At 48.7% G+C, this 16,467-nt stretch carries 15 protein-coding genes; 9 read left to right on the top strand and 6 right to left on the bottom strand.

The window, feature by feature from the left end:
• Positions 1 to 86: 86 nt before the first annotated feature.
• Positions 87 to 812, bottom strand: a complete 726-nt coding sequence (locus GQE98_RS17950) for a DUF1194 domain-containing protein (RefSeq protein ID WP_161317323.1) — start codon at positions 810 to 812, stop codon at positions 87 to 89.
• A gap of 277 nt (positions 813 to 1,089) precedes the next feature.
• The gene (locus GQE98_RS17945; protein ID WP_161317321.1) at positions 1,090 to 2,238 is read right to left on the bottom strand and encodes an FAD-dependent oxidoreductase; all 1,149 of its coding nucleotides are present in this window, start codon (positions 2,236 to 2,238) and stop codon (positions 1,090 to 1,092) included.
• A 275-nt stretch (positions 2,239 to 2,513) separates the two neighbouring features.
• On the opposite strand from GQE98_RS17945, the gene GQE98_RS17940 reads away from it, so the two are divergent.
• The 5 genes from GQE98_RS17940 to GQE98_RS17920 all read left to right on the top strand — a co-directional run bounded on the left by GQE98_RS17940 (position 2,514) and on the right by GQE98_RS17920 (position 8,066).
• The gene (locus tag GQE98_RS17940) at positions 2,514 to 4,436 is read left to right on the top strand and encodes a PAS domain-containing sensor histidine kinase (protein ID WP_161317319.1); all 1,923 of its coding nucleotides are present in this window, start codon (positions 2,514 to 2,516) and stop codon (positions 4,434 to 4,436) included.
• Positions 4,437 to 4,556: 120 nt separating this feature from the next.
• Positions 4,557 to 5,753 (top strand): type III PLP-dependent enzyme, encoded by a 1,197-nt coding sequence (locus GQE98_RS17935; RefSeq protein WP_161317317.1) that lies wholly within the window; start codon positions 4,557 to 4,559, stop codon positions 5,751 to 5,753.
• A gap of 33 nt (positions 5,754 to 5,786) precedes the next feature.
• Positions 5,787 to 6,824 (top strand): 1,9-bis(guanidino)-5-aza-nonane synthase, encoded by a 1,038-nt coding sequence (locus GQE98_RS17930; RefSeq protein WP_161317315.1) that lies wholly within the window; start codon positions 5,787 to 5,789, stop codon positions 6,822 to 6,824.
• Between the two features lie 21 nt (positions 6,825 to 6,845).
• Entirely contained in the window at positions 6,846 to 7,745 is a 900-nt protein-coding gene (gene speB, locus GQE98_RS17925; protein WP_161317313.1) for an agmatinase, read from the top strand.
• 93 nt (positions 7,746 to 7,838) lie between these two features.
• Positions 7,839 to 8,066 (top strand): hypothetical protein, encoded by a 228-nt coding sequence (locus tag GQE98_RS17920; protein ID WP_161317311.1) that lies wholly within the window; start codon positions 7,839 to 7,841, stop codon positions 8,064 to 8,066.
• 19 nt (positions 8,067 to 8,085) lie between these two features.
• Here the strand turns inward: GQE98_RS17920 and GQE98_RS17915 are convergent, their stop codons facing one another.
• On the bottom strand, positions 8,086 to 8,739 hold the full coding sequence (locus GQE98_RS17915) for a 2-hydroxychromene-2-carboxylate isomerase (protein WP_161317310.1): 654 nt from the start codon (positions 8,737 to 8,739) through the stop codon (positions 8,086 to 8,088).
• A gap of 167 nt (positions 8,740 to 8,906) precedes the next feature.
• Between GQE98_RS17915 and GQE98_RS17910 the strand changes: the two genes are divergently transcribed.
• From GQE98_RS17910 to GQE98_RS17900, 3 genes are all read left to right on the top strand, one after another.
• A complete protein-coding gene (locus GQE98_RS17910; RefSeq protein WP_161317307.1) occupies positions 8,907 to 9,707 on the top strand; it encodes an undecaprenyl-diphosphate phosphatase in 801 nt (266 codons plus the stop codon).
• Between the two features lie 97 nt (positions 9,708 to 9,804).
• Positions 9,805 to 10,659, top strand: a complete 855-nt coding sequence (locus tag GQE98_RS17905; protein WP_161317306.1) for a DUF3108 domain-containing protein — start codon at positions 9,805 to 9,807, stop codon at positions 10,657 to 10,659.
• A gap of 140 nt (positions 10,660 to 10,799) precedes the next feature.
• Complete coding sequence (locus GQE98_RS17900) at positions 10,800 to 12,194, top strand: adenylate/guanylate cyclase domain-containing protein (RefSeq protein ID WP_161317303.1); 1,395 nt, start codon at positions 10,800 to 10,802, stop codon at positions 12,192 to 12,194.
• Here the strand turns inward: GQE98_RS17900 and GQE98_RS17895 are convergent.
• From GQE98_RS17895 to GQE98_RS17885, 3 genes are read right to left on the bottom strand one after another with little or no spacing between them, the layout of a single operon-like run.
• Positions 12,191 to 13,576 (bottom strand): TRAP transporter large permease subunit, encoded by a 1,386-nt coding sequence (locus GQE98_RS17895; RefSeq protein ID WP_161317301.1) that lies wholly within the window; start codon positions 13,574 to 13,576, stop codon positions 12,191 to 12,193. The genes GQE98_RS17900 and GQE98_RS17895 overlap by 4 nt on opposite strands.
• Positions 13,573 to 14,070, bottom strand: a complete 498-nt coding sequence (locus tag GQE98_RS17890; protein WP_161317299.1) for a TRAP transporter small permease — start codon at positions 14,068 to 14,070, stop codon at positions 13,573 to 13,575. The genes GQE98_RS17895 and GQE98_RS17890 overlap by 4 nt, the downstream gene beginning before the upstream one ends.
• 35 nt (positions 14,071 to 14,105) lie before the next feature.
• Entirely contained in the window at positions 14,106 to 15,134 is a 1,029-nt protein-coding gene (locus GQE98_RS17885) for a TRAP transporter substrate-binding protein (RefSeq protein ID WP_161317297.1), read from the bottom strand.
• A 248-nt stretch (positions 15,135 to 15,382) separates the two neighbouring features.
• Between GQE98_RS17885 and GQE98_RS17880 the strand changes: the two genes are divergently transcribed.
• The gene (locus GQE98_RS17880) at positions 15,383 to 16,465 is read left to right on the top strand and encodes a Zn-dependent alcohol dehydrogenase (protein WP_161317295.1); all 1,083 of its coding nucleotides are present in this window, start codon (positions 15,383 to 15,385) and stop codon (positions 16,463 to 16,465) included.
• Positions 16,466 to 16,467: the final 2 nt, after the last annotated feature.

Raw genomic sequence — 16,467 nt, 5'->3', positions numbered from 1 at the left:
CCCGCAACCAACAATATCAACGGCTTAGTGAGTAATCACTGAGCCGCTTTTTGTTGAAAAGACGCTTAAGAAGGGTGATTTAAGAGTTATTCTTTATCATTAATGGGGTTGCCCGCAATTTCAAGGATAAGCTTTTTGCGGACAGCATTGGCAAAGGTATCAGTGTTATCTGCTGTAATGACAAACGCGCCGTTCCCACCGATGATCTGATTCTTGAATGCCAACTCAAGGTCATAGCTGTTTGGACGACCTGAGCAATAGCGACAAAGGACCGCAAGGCCGTTGATTGTGATACCGGCAGCGACAACTTCCTGGCGAGCAAGTTCAATTGGTGGCCCGCTCCAATTATTGGCACTGTCTGCAGAGATATCTATTACGCGGCTGAAACCCCAAATATTGTTATTTTCAATAAGGCTTTTTCCGAATAACAGCGCGGTACCGATGGCGTTATATCCTTGCGCCTTTCTAGGGCGCTGCAGCAGTTCTTCTGAAAATTCTTGCGCGCTTTCCAAGCTATCTATAATTTTCCAGCCGACCACGATATCTTGTGAACTTGAGTCTCCCCATTCTACATAGGTAACCGCGATCCTCTCATAAATTGTTGTCTGAATTGCTGATATGACCGTGGGATCGGTAATGGCCTTGGCATAGCCTTGCCGTTGAAACTGAATTTCAGCATCATCAATGGATCCAGTGGCATCCGCGAGTAAAACAAGCTCCAGTCCGACCTTCATTTCTTCTTGGGCCGTGACGGGCAAGCCCCAAAAGACCATCAATGATATCAAGGTTGCGCCTAGTTTGTGACAGGGCATGAATATTCTTCACCAATATATATTAGGAAGATATCATTTGGGAATTTAGAAAGGTGGTCAAGTGCCAAATACTAGGCAGCTCTAAACTTATGCGAAATTATACCCCTTACTTTCACAGTCAAAATAGTGTGGTTGAGGACCAAGGGATACTATTGATTATAATATCCCTTGGTCCTGCCCAAACAGATTTATTAGTAATTTGAAATACTTGGCTATCTAAGATGGATGGGCAGGAATATGTTGCTCATGCAAAATGAAGGGTGCACATGGCGCGCGATCATCCTCGAGAAAGAAACTGTCGATCTGTCGCGAGTTTTTTCCAGGCATAGACATTTGGCGGGCCTATCGTTCTGATTTTTAGATCGCGTAACTCCCTGGCCATCCAACTCCGCATATTTTGTATATGTGCGAGGGGAGCGTCGGCATAACGGGTAACCCGCTCAACCTTTTTTCTCCGTCTCTTCTGGTAAGTAATGAGAGCCTGATCGATGTTCTGCATGGCCAAAGCATCAGCCAGACAGCGGCTATCGGCAAGAGCTGTCGCGGCTCCCTGTTGAATTAAAGGGGAACAACCGTTGGAGGCATCGCCTACAAACGCTATACGGCGGTCAAAGAAACAGGGTTCGATGACAGATTTGAGGCGATTGGTCAGGATTTCAGCCTCGTCAACCTGTGGCAAGATACCCGGGAGTGGTCCACCGTAATCCGAGAAAGTTTTTTTAAAGTTTTCCTGTGCGTTATCACCGAGGGTAATATTATTCAGGTCCTGATATACATGGCCATAGCAATAGAGCGTGTCGGCGCTGATCGGATAGGCCATGAACAGATCTGTCTTCCCTATCATATGTAACGGCTGCATTCCATGTTCAGGGTAGGGAATAAGAAATCGCCAGCAAATGACATTGTGATCAATATTGATTTCCTGACCCTCGAAGTTTTTCTGTCGTACAAGGGAGTTAATGCCGTCAGCTGCGATTAGAAGATCGTAAGTTCCGTTAAGAAGCTCATTGGTACATGTGACTTTAACGGAGTCATCGCCATGCTCAATAGTTGTTATCTCTGTATTGTAGCGGATTTTTCTTCTTAGGCCTTCTACCAGTACGTTATCCAGATATTGTTGTTTAAGGGCTATAAATTGATCATTCTCGAAGGGAGGCTCTGCAAGATTGGCCGTTTTAATCACTCGGCCGCTGGATTTGCTGTAGGTAATTGTTTTGGCTTCAAAAAATTGGCCCGTTAGTTTGTCGAACAAATTGAGATCTTGAAGTTCCCTGACGGCATTGAAGGGAAGTACAATGCCAGTTGGTGTGATACATTCTGACGATCGCTTTTCGATGATTTCGAAGTCTAGGCCAAAGCGCGTAAGCCATTGAGCGACAGAAAGTCCAGCAATTCCGGCACCTACAATCAGAATTTTCGATGTCAAAACAGTGATTTCCTCATTGTAATCAAGCCCTCAAGTAATAGTACGTGATCATATATATTTCCGCGGTTGAATCAAAGTGGCTTATTGATAGGGCGGATTGGCAATTCTCACTGATTAGTGCAGAGGTAATCTTCCAATTGGAAGATACGGTCATTAACGGATGCTCAATACTTTCACGTTAACATTCAGTAAACCTGTATAAGTTCGAACGGGGAAGACAGATTGACTAGAGATTGCAACAGCTTGCGTGACCGTAATCGCAAGGAGAATGGTTCATGCTGAGTGAGTCAGCCATTCTTATCTGCTTGCTGGTTATTCTCGTATTATTCTGGCGTCGAAAAAAGCGGCTCACGCATGTTAAATTGGGCCGGGACCTAATCAATTACGGTCTTCTTATTGTTGTTATCGCGTCTCTAATAGATGTTCTTTTTGTCGGAGCCGGGTCCGCTTTTGATATTGGTTACAGCAATGAAAGCTCATTAGGGGTTTGGCAAATTTCAGCCTATCTGCCCGGCCTTGTGCTGGTTGCATTTGGAATGAGCCGTATGCTTCCTGCAATTGAACAACTCAATCGAGAAATTCAGGCTAGGATTTTATCTGAAGTAAAGCAGCGGGAACAGAATAAGCGTTTGCAGTTGGCGATTGCACGCGCTGAAACAGCCGAAAGTACGCTTCTTGATGCTATCGAATCTATGCCGGAAGCCGTTGCTATTTTTGATCCGGAAGACAGGCTTTATGTCTGCAACCATCCCTATCGTGAGCGTTACAAGAACATTGTCAATAAGGTTAAGCCTGGCATTTATTTTGATGAGCTTGTTCGTATTATGGTTCATTTAGGGCGCGTACCAGAAGCCATTGGTTGCGAGGAAGAATGGATAGAAAGGCGGATTAAGAAACATCAAAACCCCTCTGAACCGATAGAACAGGAACTTGACGACGGACGGGTTTACCGTTTGTCTGAAACAAAAACCAAACTTGGGGGAATAGTATCCATTCGAACCAATATTACGGATATCCGTATTCGTGAGCAGGCTCTTAAGGAAAGTCGTGCTAAACTCGAAGAAGCCCAAGCCATCGCTCATATTGGCAATTGGATGCATGATAGTGCTGGCAATACCCATGAATGGTCAGACGAGGTTTTCCGCATTCTGGGATATCAACCGGGCGAAGTCATACAAAGCTATGGTAATTTCATATCTCGGGTGCATGACAATGATATTGAACGTTTAAGAGCAGTTTTCCAGCATTTAACCGAGAGCCAAGAGCCTTTTGAAGTTGAGTTCCGGGTGGTTCAGGGCGAAGACAAAATGGTCTATGTTCGGCTTATCGGGAGAGCGATAGTTGATGATAATGGTAACCTGACGGGAGCCAGTGGTACCATACAGGATATTACCACCCAGCATATTTTTGAACGTAAATTGATGCAGGCAAAGTTGGAAGCAGAAGAAGGAACCAGGTCGAAATCCCTATTCCTCGCCAATATGAGCCATGAACTCAGGACGCCGCTAAATGCAGTGATTGGATTCTCTGAAGTATTAGCCAAAGAAATTTTCGGTCCGCTCGCTAATGACCGCTATCGTGAATATGCGGATAATATCCAGTCGTCGGGCAGGCATTTGTTGTCTCTGATTGATGATATACTGGATTATTCCCGCCTGGAATCTGACTCTATCGAACTTCATGAAACGGAATTTAGCCTTTTGAAGGCAGTAGAATCGACGAAAACCATGCTGGCGGCCAAGGCAAATGAAAAATCGATAAGCGTTTCGTTGTCGGGCAATCTCGATATTCGTCTGAATGCAGACGAAAGAAAGTTTAAACAGGTCCTTATAAACCTTGTTAACAACGCCATAAAATTTACGCCGGAGAAGGGACATATCGAAATAGATTTCTCAATGAAATCGAAAAACTTTATTTCCCTTTATATAATCGATAGTGGCTATGGCATTAGCAAGGAAGAAATAAATAATGTCATGCGCCCGTTTGGCCGCACACATTATTCAATTTCCAAGTCAATTGAAGGAACCGGGCTCGGGCTACCACTTGCCAAATCTATTGTTGAATTACATGGCGGTGAGCTGAAAATCACCAGTAATAAGAAAAAATCAGGTACCACGATCGAAATAAGACTACCAAAAACCCGTATCGTGAAAATAGCGCCAAATTCTCCCCACTTGAACCTGATTGCCGGCCCTTGAACTGGTGGAAAAAATCATCACCTGATCGATGAATCTTTATGTAGCATATTAGTATTTTTTCTGCTACTGAGCCTCTCTGAAAAATTTGGTATCAACAACTAAACAGGTGGAACATTAGAATTGCAACTGCTCCAGGATTGTGAGGGCTATGTCGCTGATCGCGAGCAAGCCCTAGCCGGTTTGCGGCGATATGAAAACGAAGCGACAGCTCTTGAAATCGAGCAGTCGAATGATGCTGTCCACTTTCTGTATATCGACAAGATTGCAGAAGCAGCCAACACCTTTCTCACGGGTTTTCCCGGTACATGTCTTTATGCGGCGAAAGCAAATCCGCATCCGGCGCTTTTGCGTCTGATGTGGGCGGCTGGCGTTCGTAATTTTGAGGTGGCCTCGATTCGAGAGATTGAACATCTACGAGCCGAATTCCCTCTTGCCCGGCTATATTTTATGCATCCGGTCAAGAGTCGACAGGCGATTGCCCGCGCCTATGAGCTTGGCGTGCGTCATTTTGCCTTCGATAGCCTGGACGAACTTCGGAAGATCAAGCAAGAAACCGGTCATGCCGAAGATCTCTCGCTGATGCTGCGCCTGAGTGTTTCGCAAGTCGGGGCAGCCTATCCGCTGGACAACAAATTTGGCGCAACGCTGATGGAAGCACCGCTTCTACTGACGCATGCTCGGCAGATTGCGGAGAAAATCGGTGTTACATTCCATGTCGGATCCCAATGTCTAGAAATCGAAGCTTACGTTAATGCGATCTACAACATTGCCAATATGCTGGATGGTTGTGGTGTCAAGATTGACATGATTGACGTCGGCGGCGGATTTCCTGTGGCATACCCGGGGATGGAACCAGTTCCGTTGCAGAATTATTTTGATGCTATTGCCAGATCTCTTATGGAATGCGGTTTTGAAGATCTTGAGATCTTTTGTGAGCCGGGCCGGGCAATGGTTGCAGCAGGTGGTGCGGTCGCGGTTCGCGTTGAATTGCGCCGCGGTCAATCGCTTTATCTGAATGACGGCACTTACGGATCGCTTTTCGACGCGGGCCAGCTGGGCTGGACTTACCCAATCGAGCTTTATCGGGCAGGTCGGCATCCCGTTCCAACGGAAATGTCACTCTTTCAGCTTTATGGACCAACATGCGACAGCATTGACAAGATGCAGGATCGTCTTGCGCTGCCGGAAGATGTCTGTGAGGGTGACTGGATAATTTTCCAGCATTTGGGAGCATATGGTTACGCCATGCAAACCAAATTCAACGGATTTTATTCTGAAACTGTAGTGGCGATAGAAAATAGCGCCGAGCTCGTATAGCGCAACCAATTGATAAGGGTGCAGAGTTAGAAAATGACTAATACCTCTAAAAGTAATGATAAAGCGGCTCTTCTATCGAAGGTCGTAGAACATATCGATTTTAAAAGCTTTGATGCCCGTCCAATTATTGACGCCATGGGCAAAATGTCTTTTACCTCGCGTGACCTAGCGCGGGCGACGGAGATTTTCAACATGGCCGTTGAGGATCCGGATTGCGCTGTTATCCTGACTCTGGCTGGTTCGACTTCCGCCGGGGGTTGTATGCATGTTTATCGGGATCTGGTGGAAATGGGTATGGTGGATGCAATAGTGTCCACCGGCGCCTCCATCGTTGACATGGATTTTTTCGAGGCGTTGGGCTTTCGTCATTATCAGGCGGATAGTGCCGTTGATGATAATGATTTGCGGTCCCTGTATATCGACCGCATTTACGATACTTATATCGATGAGGAAGAACTGCAGCATTGCGATGAGACGATCAAGAAAATCGCCGATGGGTTGGAGCCACGTCCGTATTCTTCACGGGAGTTTATCCTGGAGATGGGCCGCTGGCTGAAAACTAATGCCGTTAAGAAAAACTCGTTGATTGAAACCTGTTTTGATCATGATGTGCCGATCTTTGTCCCGGCCTTTTCCGACTGTTCGGCCGGGTTCGGCCTGGTCAAGCATCAGGTGGAAAACCCGGACGCGCATCTCAGTATTGATAGCGTAAAGGACTTCCGTGAGCTTACCGAGATCAAAATTGCAGGGGGCACAACGGGATTGCTAATGGTCGGCGGCGGCGTTCCGAAGAACTTCGTTCAGGATACGGTCGTCTGTGCGGAAATTCTCGGCAAGGAAGTCGATGTCCATAAATATGCCGTGCAGATTTCCGTGGCCGATGTACGTGACGGAGCGTGTTCTTCCTCAACGCTTAAAGAGGCAGCGAGCTGGGGCAAGGTCAGCACCAGCCTTGAGCAGATGGTCTTTGCAGAAGCCTCGTCGGTCATACCGCTTTTAGCCTCCGACGTGTATCATCGGGGCGGCTGGAAAAATCGGCAGCCTCGTAAATTCACGCAGCTCTTTAAGTAGCTGATCAGCGGGCGTAGAGGCATGACCGAACCGTTTGACATACTCCCGTCGGAAGAGGGGTTTCTCGGGTTGCCCGCGGCGGAGGCGGTGGATTACGCCGCCGCCAAGGCGATTGTCATCCCTTTTGGTCTTGAAGGGTCCGTCAGCTATGGCGGGGGAACGGCCATGGGGCCCGCCGCGATGATTGAGGCGAGCCACCAGGTCGAGCTTTTTGATGAGGATCTCTGGCGGGAACCCTTTCGTGACTTTGGTGTCGTGACCATGCGGGAACGGCCAGTTGATGGTAGTAATATCAAAAAAGCAATTGATAGCCTCGCGACGTTGACAGGAAAGGCGCTTGCGGATGATAAGTTTCCACTTGTTTTCGGAGGGGAACATTCCATTACGCCAGGCGCAATCCGGCCCTTCCTCGAACAGTTCGACGATCTGATTATTTTGCATTTTGATGCCCATGCGGATCTTCGTGATGGATACGACGGCGAACATTATTCCCATGCGGCGGCCATCCGTCGGGTGCTTGATCATCCGTCCGTACCTATTGTGTCTATTGGCATACGGAATATTTCGGCCGAGGAAATACCTTTTCTGGATGCAAACCGGCATCGCATTACGATCCATTGGGGAAAAGACCGTGAAAACTGGCGCGTTGAAGACATCATTGCACCGCTGAAAGATCGCCCCATTTACCTGACCTTCGATCTCGATGGTTTTGATGGCTCTGTCATGCCTGCAACCGGGACACCTGAACCGGGCGGATTCTTCTGGAATGATGCGATTAGTATCATCAAGGCTGCTTCAAAAGCCGGGAAAATTGTGGGGGCAGATATCAATGAACTGGCGCCGATCGAAGGGCTCAATGCGCCTAACTTCCTCGCCGCCAAGCTTGCTTATAAGATCCTTTCTCTTGCGTTTTCGCGCTGATTTCCCTGAAAGCAGCAAAATTTTACCTTATTTTTGAATAAAATTAGCCCCATTTCCCCGTCAAAGTGCTCTTCATAAAGAAAGGACAGGGAAATGAATAAAGCACAGTCTCTACGCGGGAAGCAGAATGTATTTTCCCGGCTGATATCCTTAACCAGATCATATCGCCAGCAAATTGCTGTTATTGCCGTTGCGGCGACGCTTGGACTGGCCTTGGTTCTGAACGTTGTCATGGCGCCAGAAAATATGAGCGACAAAGCACAGTCCCAGATGGCCAACCTCAAGAAAGAGCCATCTGAGAAAGTAAATATGATACGTTAGGTAATTCGATGCCTGTCGTTTATTTGGCGGTGGTCAATCCGTCCTGTTTCATGCGCCACAGACACGCCTCCACCCGATCTTGACCGAAGAAAGCTTCGTTCTTATAGGCAAGAGTGGGAACCCCCCAATGGCCTGATTTTTCAAGTGCGGCTTGATTTTCCTCAACCTTGGCGGCATAGCCATCAAAATCGTCAGCTATGAGACTATCAAGATGCGCGAGATCAAATCCCGCCTTTGCTGCCGCTTTGGCGAGATGATCGCCTTCATGCCAGCCACGAACATTACCATTCCAGAGGAGTTGGGAAATTTCATCCAGGAAGGCAAGGCCGTTGCCTGTTTCCGCAGCCGCGACCCCGAGGTGCGTCAACCGATGGATATAGGGCTGTTCCCGCGGTATCTCTTTTGTCTCCCGATTCATTTTTACCGGATCAGGCCTTGGCCAGGAAATAGGAATGCCATTCATATCGCCAACGCGCTGTATGTCGGTCAACAGATAGTCAATCCAGAGCGGGTGGACATCCTTGAAAAATTCCGGCGTCCGGACGGCAATAGGATAAACAGGCCGAACATTTACCCGGAGGTCATACTCTTTTGTTAATTCTACAATCCGTCCTGTTGCCAAATAGGAGTATGGACTTCTGAACGACCAGAAAAGATCAACGCTGTAGGTCATGGTTTTCTCCATTGTTATTTGTTACTTTTTCTTCACAATAGGTCTTTATAGTGCCTGCGGCCAAATAAATTTCGTTATCGTTGCAATGGGTTGAGACATTGTATTCGATTCGATGAGATAATAGTCGGCAGAAGTATGCGATGCCCTGAGTATTTTTAAGAGATAACATGCCATTTTTTCATATTCTAGTTCTTGCTGTCATTCAGGGAATTACAGAGTTTCTGCCAATCTCTTCGAGTGGTCACCTATTGATCATCCCGACACTCACCGGCTGGCAGGATCAGGGACAAAGCATTGATATCGCGGTGCATGTCGGCACACTAGTAGCGGTGATCGCTTATTTTCGGAAAGATGTTCACGCGATCATAATGGCTTTCCTGCGACCAACGGATAATTCTGCCTCTGAAGGGCGGCGACTTGGCCAGCATATTATAATCGCCAGCATCCCAATCATTGTTGCCGGTGGTGCTGTGTACTTCTTAATCCAGGGAGAACTCAGGTCGATCCTTCTTGTGGCGGCGACGACAATATTTTTTGGCCTTTTCCTCGGGTGGGTCGATAAAAAATATCCTGTTACAAAGGAAATTGGAACGATCACTGTACTGGATTCCTTTATCATCGGGATTTTTCAGATTCTTTCACTTTTACCGGGAACCAGCCGATCCGGGATTACCATGTCAGCGGCGCGAATGCGTGGCCTAAGCCGGAGCGATAGTGCGTATTTTTCAATATTACTTTCAATCCCGACGATTCTTGGGGCGGGCACGCTTGCCACCTACCATTTGATCCAGGTCGGGGACGCGCAAATCGGTCTTGATGCGATTCTTGCGGGTGTGGTCTCTTGTCTAGTTGCATTCATGGTCATAAGTCTTTTGATGCGTTGGATTGAGAAGATTGGCTACACACCTTTTATTATTTACCGGCTGATCCTCGGCGTAATGCTGCTTGTACTATACTTTTCTACTTGAGGTTCAAAGGCATCGGCCCATTCCCGAAACTCAAATTGCTTGATTAATCCGGTCTGAAGCACCATCTCCCCTTCAAAGTGAACGGGGAGGGATATGCATGTCTGCGTTTAAGAAAAGTAGCGTAAATTCCATAAGGATAGTGGGGGCAGGCTTTTTTCTCTTCGCCGCGCTATTCTCGCGCTCAGTTGTCGCGGCAGAGGATGAAACGGACTTATACTATTCAGTTTATATTGGAGGGCTTTATCTCGGCAGCATTGAGACTGAAGTCAGGCAAGGACAGAGTAGCTATATAATCGAAGGGGCTGCCCGGACCAATGAGGCGTTTAATTGGATGTTTACCTGGTTTGCAACCAGTGAAACCCAAGGCCTTATCAGTCTCGATAAGTTTTTTCCTCGCCAACATCAGCATAAAAGCGCCTGGAATAAAAATGTTCGTACGGTTTCCATGGATTACGTGAACACAGGTGAGGTAAAGGTACATAAAACCGCCACGCGTATTGACTCGCCGGATAAATATACCCCGATTTCCCCAGACAGCCTGACGAACACGATTGATCCAATGACGGCTATCCTGACGATGACTAATCGGTTGGAGAAAGGCAAAGGTTGTAATGCGCAATTGCCGATATTTGACGGGCATCGACGCTATGACGTGCTGCTGACCGAGACGCCGATGCGGAATATCAAGCCCTCCCGCTATTCTGTGTTTGATGGTCAGGCCATTGGCTGCAAGATTGACTTTATTCGAAAAGGTGGTTTTCCTGCTAACCGGAATTATGACCGGCCCCCCAACGCCGATCAGGAAATCATTGTGTGGGCCGGGGCACCGATTAGAAATGGCCGCATTGTTCCGGTTCGAATGACATTGGACACCCAATTTGGCGTCATGGAATTGCATCTCAGTCGTTATCGTGAAGGCCCTGTGCAACTAGTAAGCCGTAATTCGCAATAAACCCACAATTGATAAGAGAAGTTTGGCAATACGCCCCTGATTAGACTAAAAAAGCATAAACATTAAACGAAAGCTTCTTCTGAGGGATGCCTGGGTCATTCATATAATATGGATAGATCTGCAATAGTGGAGTTAGCGCGATGGTCGAGGCACGGACGATTGATGGGATGCGTCAATTAAAAGAGAGGGAAGGCCAGGACGGTATTGAGAGTAATAAATACCTCTATGAGGCGCTGGAACAGAACAAACATGAAGGAGTGATGCTGGCAGTTCGGGCGCGGACTTTTTCTCTCGCCATAATTAGTGTGTTTCTGATCTACCGCATTCCCAACTGGTCTGTTCTTTATTATCAGGCATTGATTGTCGGTTTTCTTCTGATTGGTTGGGCTCAGGTCAAAATGGGACGGGTGGAGCGATCTCGGGTCGAGTTGTTCCTGATATTCCTGGATCTTTTACTGATGACTATTGTCTTGGTGGTTCCCAACCCCTGGGATCCACGCCCTTGGTCAGTGGCCATGCAGTTTAAATCCGGGAATTTTCCCTATTTCTATATTTTATTGGCGGGTGCGGCTCTTGCATATTCCTGGCGAACTCTGCTCCCTGTTGCTGCCTTCACGACGGCTCTTTGGTTAGCCGCTTATTTCTGGGCAATCTATCAGCCTTCAGATATTGCCGACCTTTCTGAAAAAGTAAAATTGGCGCTCGCGGGCTATCCAAATGTTCTCGAGATTGTTGACCCAAATTATATTCCATTAGAACCACGCATCCAGGAGGTATTGATATTCTGCATTGTTGCGGGCTTGCTCGGCCTGAACAGTTGGCGCTCGCGTAGATTATTGGTCCGTCAGGCTGATGTGGCGCGGGAGCGGGCAAATCTTTCCCGGCATTTTCCGCCAAACATTGTCGATAATCTCGCTGAAAGCGATCAACCACTTGGTGCGGTAAGGGCGCAGTCGGTGGCGGTTCTATTTGCAGATATCGTTGGTTTCACAAAAATGGCGGAGGCGGAAACGCCAGAAAGAATTGTTGAGGTATTGCGGCAGTTTCATTCCCGCATGGAAGCATGTGTCTTCGACAATCATGGGACGCTGGACAAGTTTCTGGGTGACGGTTTAATGGCAACCTTTGGCACACCGGAAACGACGGAGGCCGACGCGGAGAATGCCTTGCGTTGTGCGGCCGCCATGCATCAGGAAATGAAGAGCTGGAATGAATTGCGCGTCAAGGGCGGTGCCGCGCCCATACGACTATCTGTTGGCATTCACTATGGCACGGCGGTTCTCGGCGATATCGGTTCGGAACGCCGCCTGGAATATGCAGTGCTTGGAGACGTCGTCAATGTTGCCAGCCGGCTGGAAGCTCTAACGCGCGAACTGAATGCAAAGGTGGTCGTTAGCGGTGATCTTATAGAAGCCGCTGGCGGCGCGGTAATCGCTAGAGAATTGCAGTATACCGAAAATGGGTCCCAATCAATTCGGGGGCGGGGTGAAACTGTTAAAACCTGGATAAACCCGATGGTTTCCGTCCCGGCTTAACCGGAGAGCAAGCGCGGTACAAAAAGAGCGATGACAGGAAAGAACAGGATCAGCCCGATACGGAGTATCTCGATAGCAAAGAAGGGAAGAACTCCCTTAAAGGTATCTTTCATCTTCACGTCTCCTGCAAGGGCGCTAATGATGAAAACATTTAGGCCGACCGGGGGAGTTATCAGCCCGAGCTCGATCACAATGAGCGAGAGAATACCAAACCATATTTTTAGTTCGTTAGCATTCATGGCAAAGGCGGAAGTGGCGGCTGTCGCATAGTCGCCGCCGTTAATCTCCACCAGAACCGGCCATAAAAAGGGAACCACAACCAGAATCATGGAAAGTGAATCCATAAAACAACCGAGGATGATAAGAGCGATCAGCATGATGACGATAATTCCCAGCGGCTCAAGGCTGCTTGCGCCGGCCCAGGATGCCAGTGCCTCGGGAAGTCCGGCGCGTGTAAAAAAGCCTTTCAGGACCTCTGCTCCGAACAGGATGAAATAAATCATCCCGCTGGTCACAGCCGTTGCCAAGATAGAGTCCTTAATGGCGGCAACGCTCAATCCTTCCCCAAAACGGCGAAGATAGAGGCCGTAGACAAAAATCAGGAAAACACCAATTCCCGCCGCTGGGGTTGGGGTAAAAAGACCAAGGCCAAGCCCAAGAATAATGGCGCCAAAGATGACCACAACGGGTATGAGGCGGCGGATTGCGACGCGTCGTTCCTCTTTCGCCATGGGTTGAGCTTCTGGCGCGAGGGACGGTTTGATCCGGACAATAACGGCAATCGCAATAATGAAAAACAAGACGGCAATAAGTCCTGGGATAATAGCCGCCTGGAACATCTCTAGGATTGAAGCTTCAACGATGATCGCATAGATCACGAGCGCGACAGACGGAGGAATAAGAATGCCGAGGGTGCCGCCAGCCGCCAACACCCCAGTTGCAAAGCCGGGCGCATAATGAAGCCGCCGGAGCTCAGGTAGTGCAACCCGCCCCATGGTAGATGCTGTCGCAAGAGAGGAGCCGCAAACAGCACCAAAACCGGCACAGGCGCCAATCGCTGACATTGCAACACCGCCGCGATATTTTCCGGCAAAGGCGTTGACACCCTGGAATAGATCCCGGCTGAGATTGGCGTTTGAGGCGAGATAGCCCATCAGGATAAACAGCGGGACAACAGAGAGATCATAATTTGCGACTGAATTCCAGAGCAGGCTCTTGAACTGGAATAGATAAGGCTCAAAACGAAGGTAGGGCAAGGTAAGGCTCAGGGCAAAGTTGCCGCCAATGCCGACCAATACCATCGCCAGTCCCACCGGTATGCGAAGGGCCAGGAGGGCGAACAGGACCACAAGGCCCAAAATGCCGATAATCTCCCCGCTCACTGTCTACCCTTCTTTGTGCTAAGTTGCATTGCCGCAACCAGGGCCCAAAGGAGCAGGGACACGACACCGGGAATGTAAAAGGGCCAGTTTGGCCAGCCAAGAATAGGTGATGAGGCAAAATCTTCATATGCGGAAATCATCCCTAACGTCATCCAGTAGGCAAGAAACAATGCAATGATGATCGTCAGGATCAGGGTGATACTTTCAATAACATCTTGAGTCTGAATAGAAAATTGTTCCGCAAATAGATCGACCGCTACATGCCCCTTTTGGCGCTGACAATAAGGAAAGAACATCAGGGCCGCGGCACTGATTACAAGGCGGACAAAATCCTCATACCCGGACAGGCCGCTGACATTCTCACCAAACATGCGGGCAATCTTATCTGCCCCAAAAGCCGCTGTATTGACCGTTGTTGCAAGCACGATCAGGAAGGTAAGGATACCTGCGAGCAACGCCCAGCCGGATATAATCCAATCCAGTTTTTTTGGCATCCTTACCTCTAAATTTTACCTCAAGACGGTGCGGGTCAGTTAGAGTGCTTGGCGATGGCTTTGCGGGCCTCCTCGACAAGCTTTTGTCCGTCAATCCCTCGGTCACCAACCTCCTCAACCCAGCGGGCGACCACCTTGCCGCCGACCTCGTCAAAGACGCCTTTTGCAGCAGCATCAAGTTGGACAATTTCGCCACCTGATTTTTCCTGCATACCTATCCCGGGTTTTTCAACGTTGTTCCAGACCACGCCCATTTCCTCAGAGAAAGTTGGCCCGATGTTGTCGTCGATCACTTTTTTCAGGTCGTCAGGAAGTCTGTTGTAGCTGTCCTTGTTCATCGCGAATAGAAAAGTTGCGGTCCCAAAACGCTCATTGTCGCCACCGACCAAGGAATACTTGGTGAGGTCTGCCAATTTGAAAGGAGGGAATATCTCGAAGGGAACCAATCCCCCTTCGACAACACCCTTGGAGAGAGATTGCGAAAGATCCGGCAAAGGCATTCCTACCGGATCCGCTCCCCAGGCCTCGATCATCCATCCTCCACTTCGTGAGGGTGTGCGTATTTTCATGCCCTTTACATCGTCAAGTGAGGTAACTTTCTTGGAAGTTGTATGCAGGGCGTTGCCAGCATGGACGTGAACAAGCAGTGGCTTCACATCCGCAAAATCCTCCGCGATCAACGGGAAGATTTCCTGAATGGCGGCATTCGTAACCTTAGCATCGCCTTTATGGACCGTCGGCAGCTCAAAAACTTCAATGCGCGGAAAAACGCCCGGTGTGTAGCCTGGAACGGTCCACACCATGTCAACGACACCATCGCGAACTTGCTGATAGAGTTCCGGAGGCTTGCCTCCCAAGGCCATGGAAGGGAAAATCTTGACCTCAATTCGACCATTAGAGTCTTTCGCGATCTTTTCTGCCCAGGGTTGAAGCATCTGGGTATGCGCCGGGGCTTTGGGGCTTAGAAAATGATGCAAAGTCAGTGTAACTTCTGCGGCCTGTGCGGATGGCGCACCGGTAATGGCAACTATGGTTGCCAATGTTAAACCAATTAGCTTTTTCATGTGTATCCTCCCAGTTTCGCCTGTTTTGTTCTCCGACAAAATAGATGGCGATGAATTAGACATTACTGATAAAAAGTCTCGCGTAAAATAAGTTTATGCTTCGCGCTATTCGTAAAATGCATGGGATGTAAATTTGTAACCGTCAATAGCTTGGTCCTGAAAAAAAGATCAAAACAAACAGGCTATGATTGACTTTCCGATCCAGTTTTATGAAGACTTTCTAATATCTAGTTTAAAGGGAGTGACACATGAAAGCTGCTGTCTGCCGGGAGTTCAATAAACCGCTTCAAATTGAAAATCTTGAAATTGCGTCACCGGAAGAGGGTGAAGTGCGGGTTAAGCTTGACGCCTGCGCCATATGTCATTCGGATATTACCTATATGGATGGGGGCTGGGGTGGCAGCCTTCCCATGGTTCTCGGCCATGAGGCCGCCGGTGTTGTAGTGGAGATCGGTGCGGGTGTGCGACATATTCAGGTGGGAGATCATGTGCTCGTTACTCTTATCCGATCCTGTGGTCACTGTGCTGATTGCGAGAATGGGGAACCTTATATCTGCTCGACCCCCTTTCCAATCGACGAGAAAAGTCGCCTAACCTCGGCAACAGGTGAAAAGATCGGACAGGGGCTGCGCACTGGAGCCTTCGCAGAGGAGGTGGTTGTAGACCAATCTCAGCTCGTGATCCTCCCGAAGAATTTTCCGATGGATACCGCCTCACTGCTCTCTTGTGGCGTCATCACGGGACTCGGCGCGGTCGTTAATACGGCGAAGGTAGATTGCGGAGCATCCGTCGTCGTGATCGGCTGCGGTGGTGTTGGTCTCAATTCGATACAGGGCGCTGCCTTGGTAAATGCGGCGCCGATTATTGCGATAGATCTTGTTGAGGAAAAACTGAAGCCTGCCCGCAGTTTCGGTGCCACTCATACAGTAAATCCACTCGTCAATGACGCGGTGGAGTATATTCGCGGCCTGACTATTGGTCGCGGCGCTGACTATGTGTTCGTTGCAGCGGGAAGCCCCAGGGCATTTGAACAGGGGCTGGACCTACTGGCACCATCCGGGACGCTCGTGATTGTCGGGATGCCGCCAACGGGACAGAAAATCGCTGTTGAGGCCGGTAACATCGCCGGATCGGGCCAGAGAATACTTGGCAGTAAAATGGGGTCGACGCGGTTGCGGGTCGATATCCCGAAACTTGTAGCACTATATGAGGCGGGCCGATTGAAACTGGACGAACTGATCACCGGGCGATATCCGCTTGAGAAGATCAACGAGGCGATAGATGAAGTACGGGCAGACAAGGCCCTTAGAAACGTAATAATATTTGAGTAGAT

The sequence above is a fragment of the Sneathiella litorea genome (genome assembly GCF_009882915.1).
In the GTDB taxonomy this organism is placed as follows: Bacteria; Pseudomonadota; Alphaproteobacteria; order Sneathiellales; family Sneathiellaceae; genus Sneathiella; species Sneathiella litorea.
Note: the sequence above shows the minus strand (reverse complement) of the source record. Positions and strands in the feature narration are given on the sequence as shown.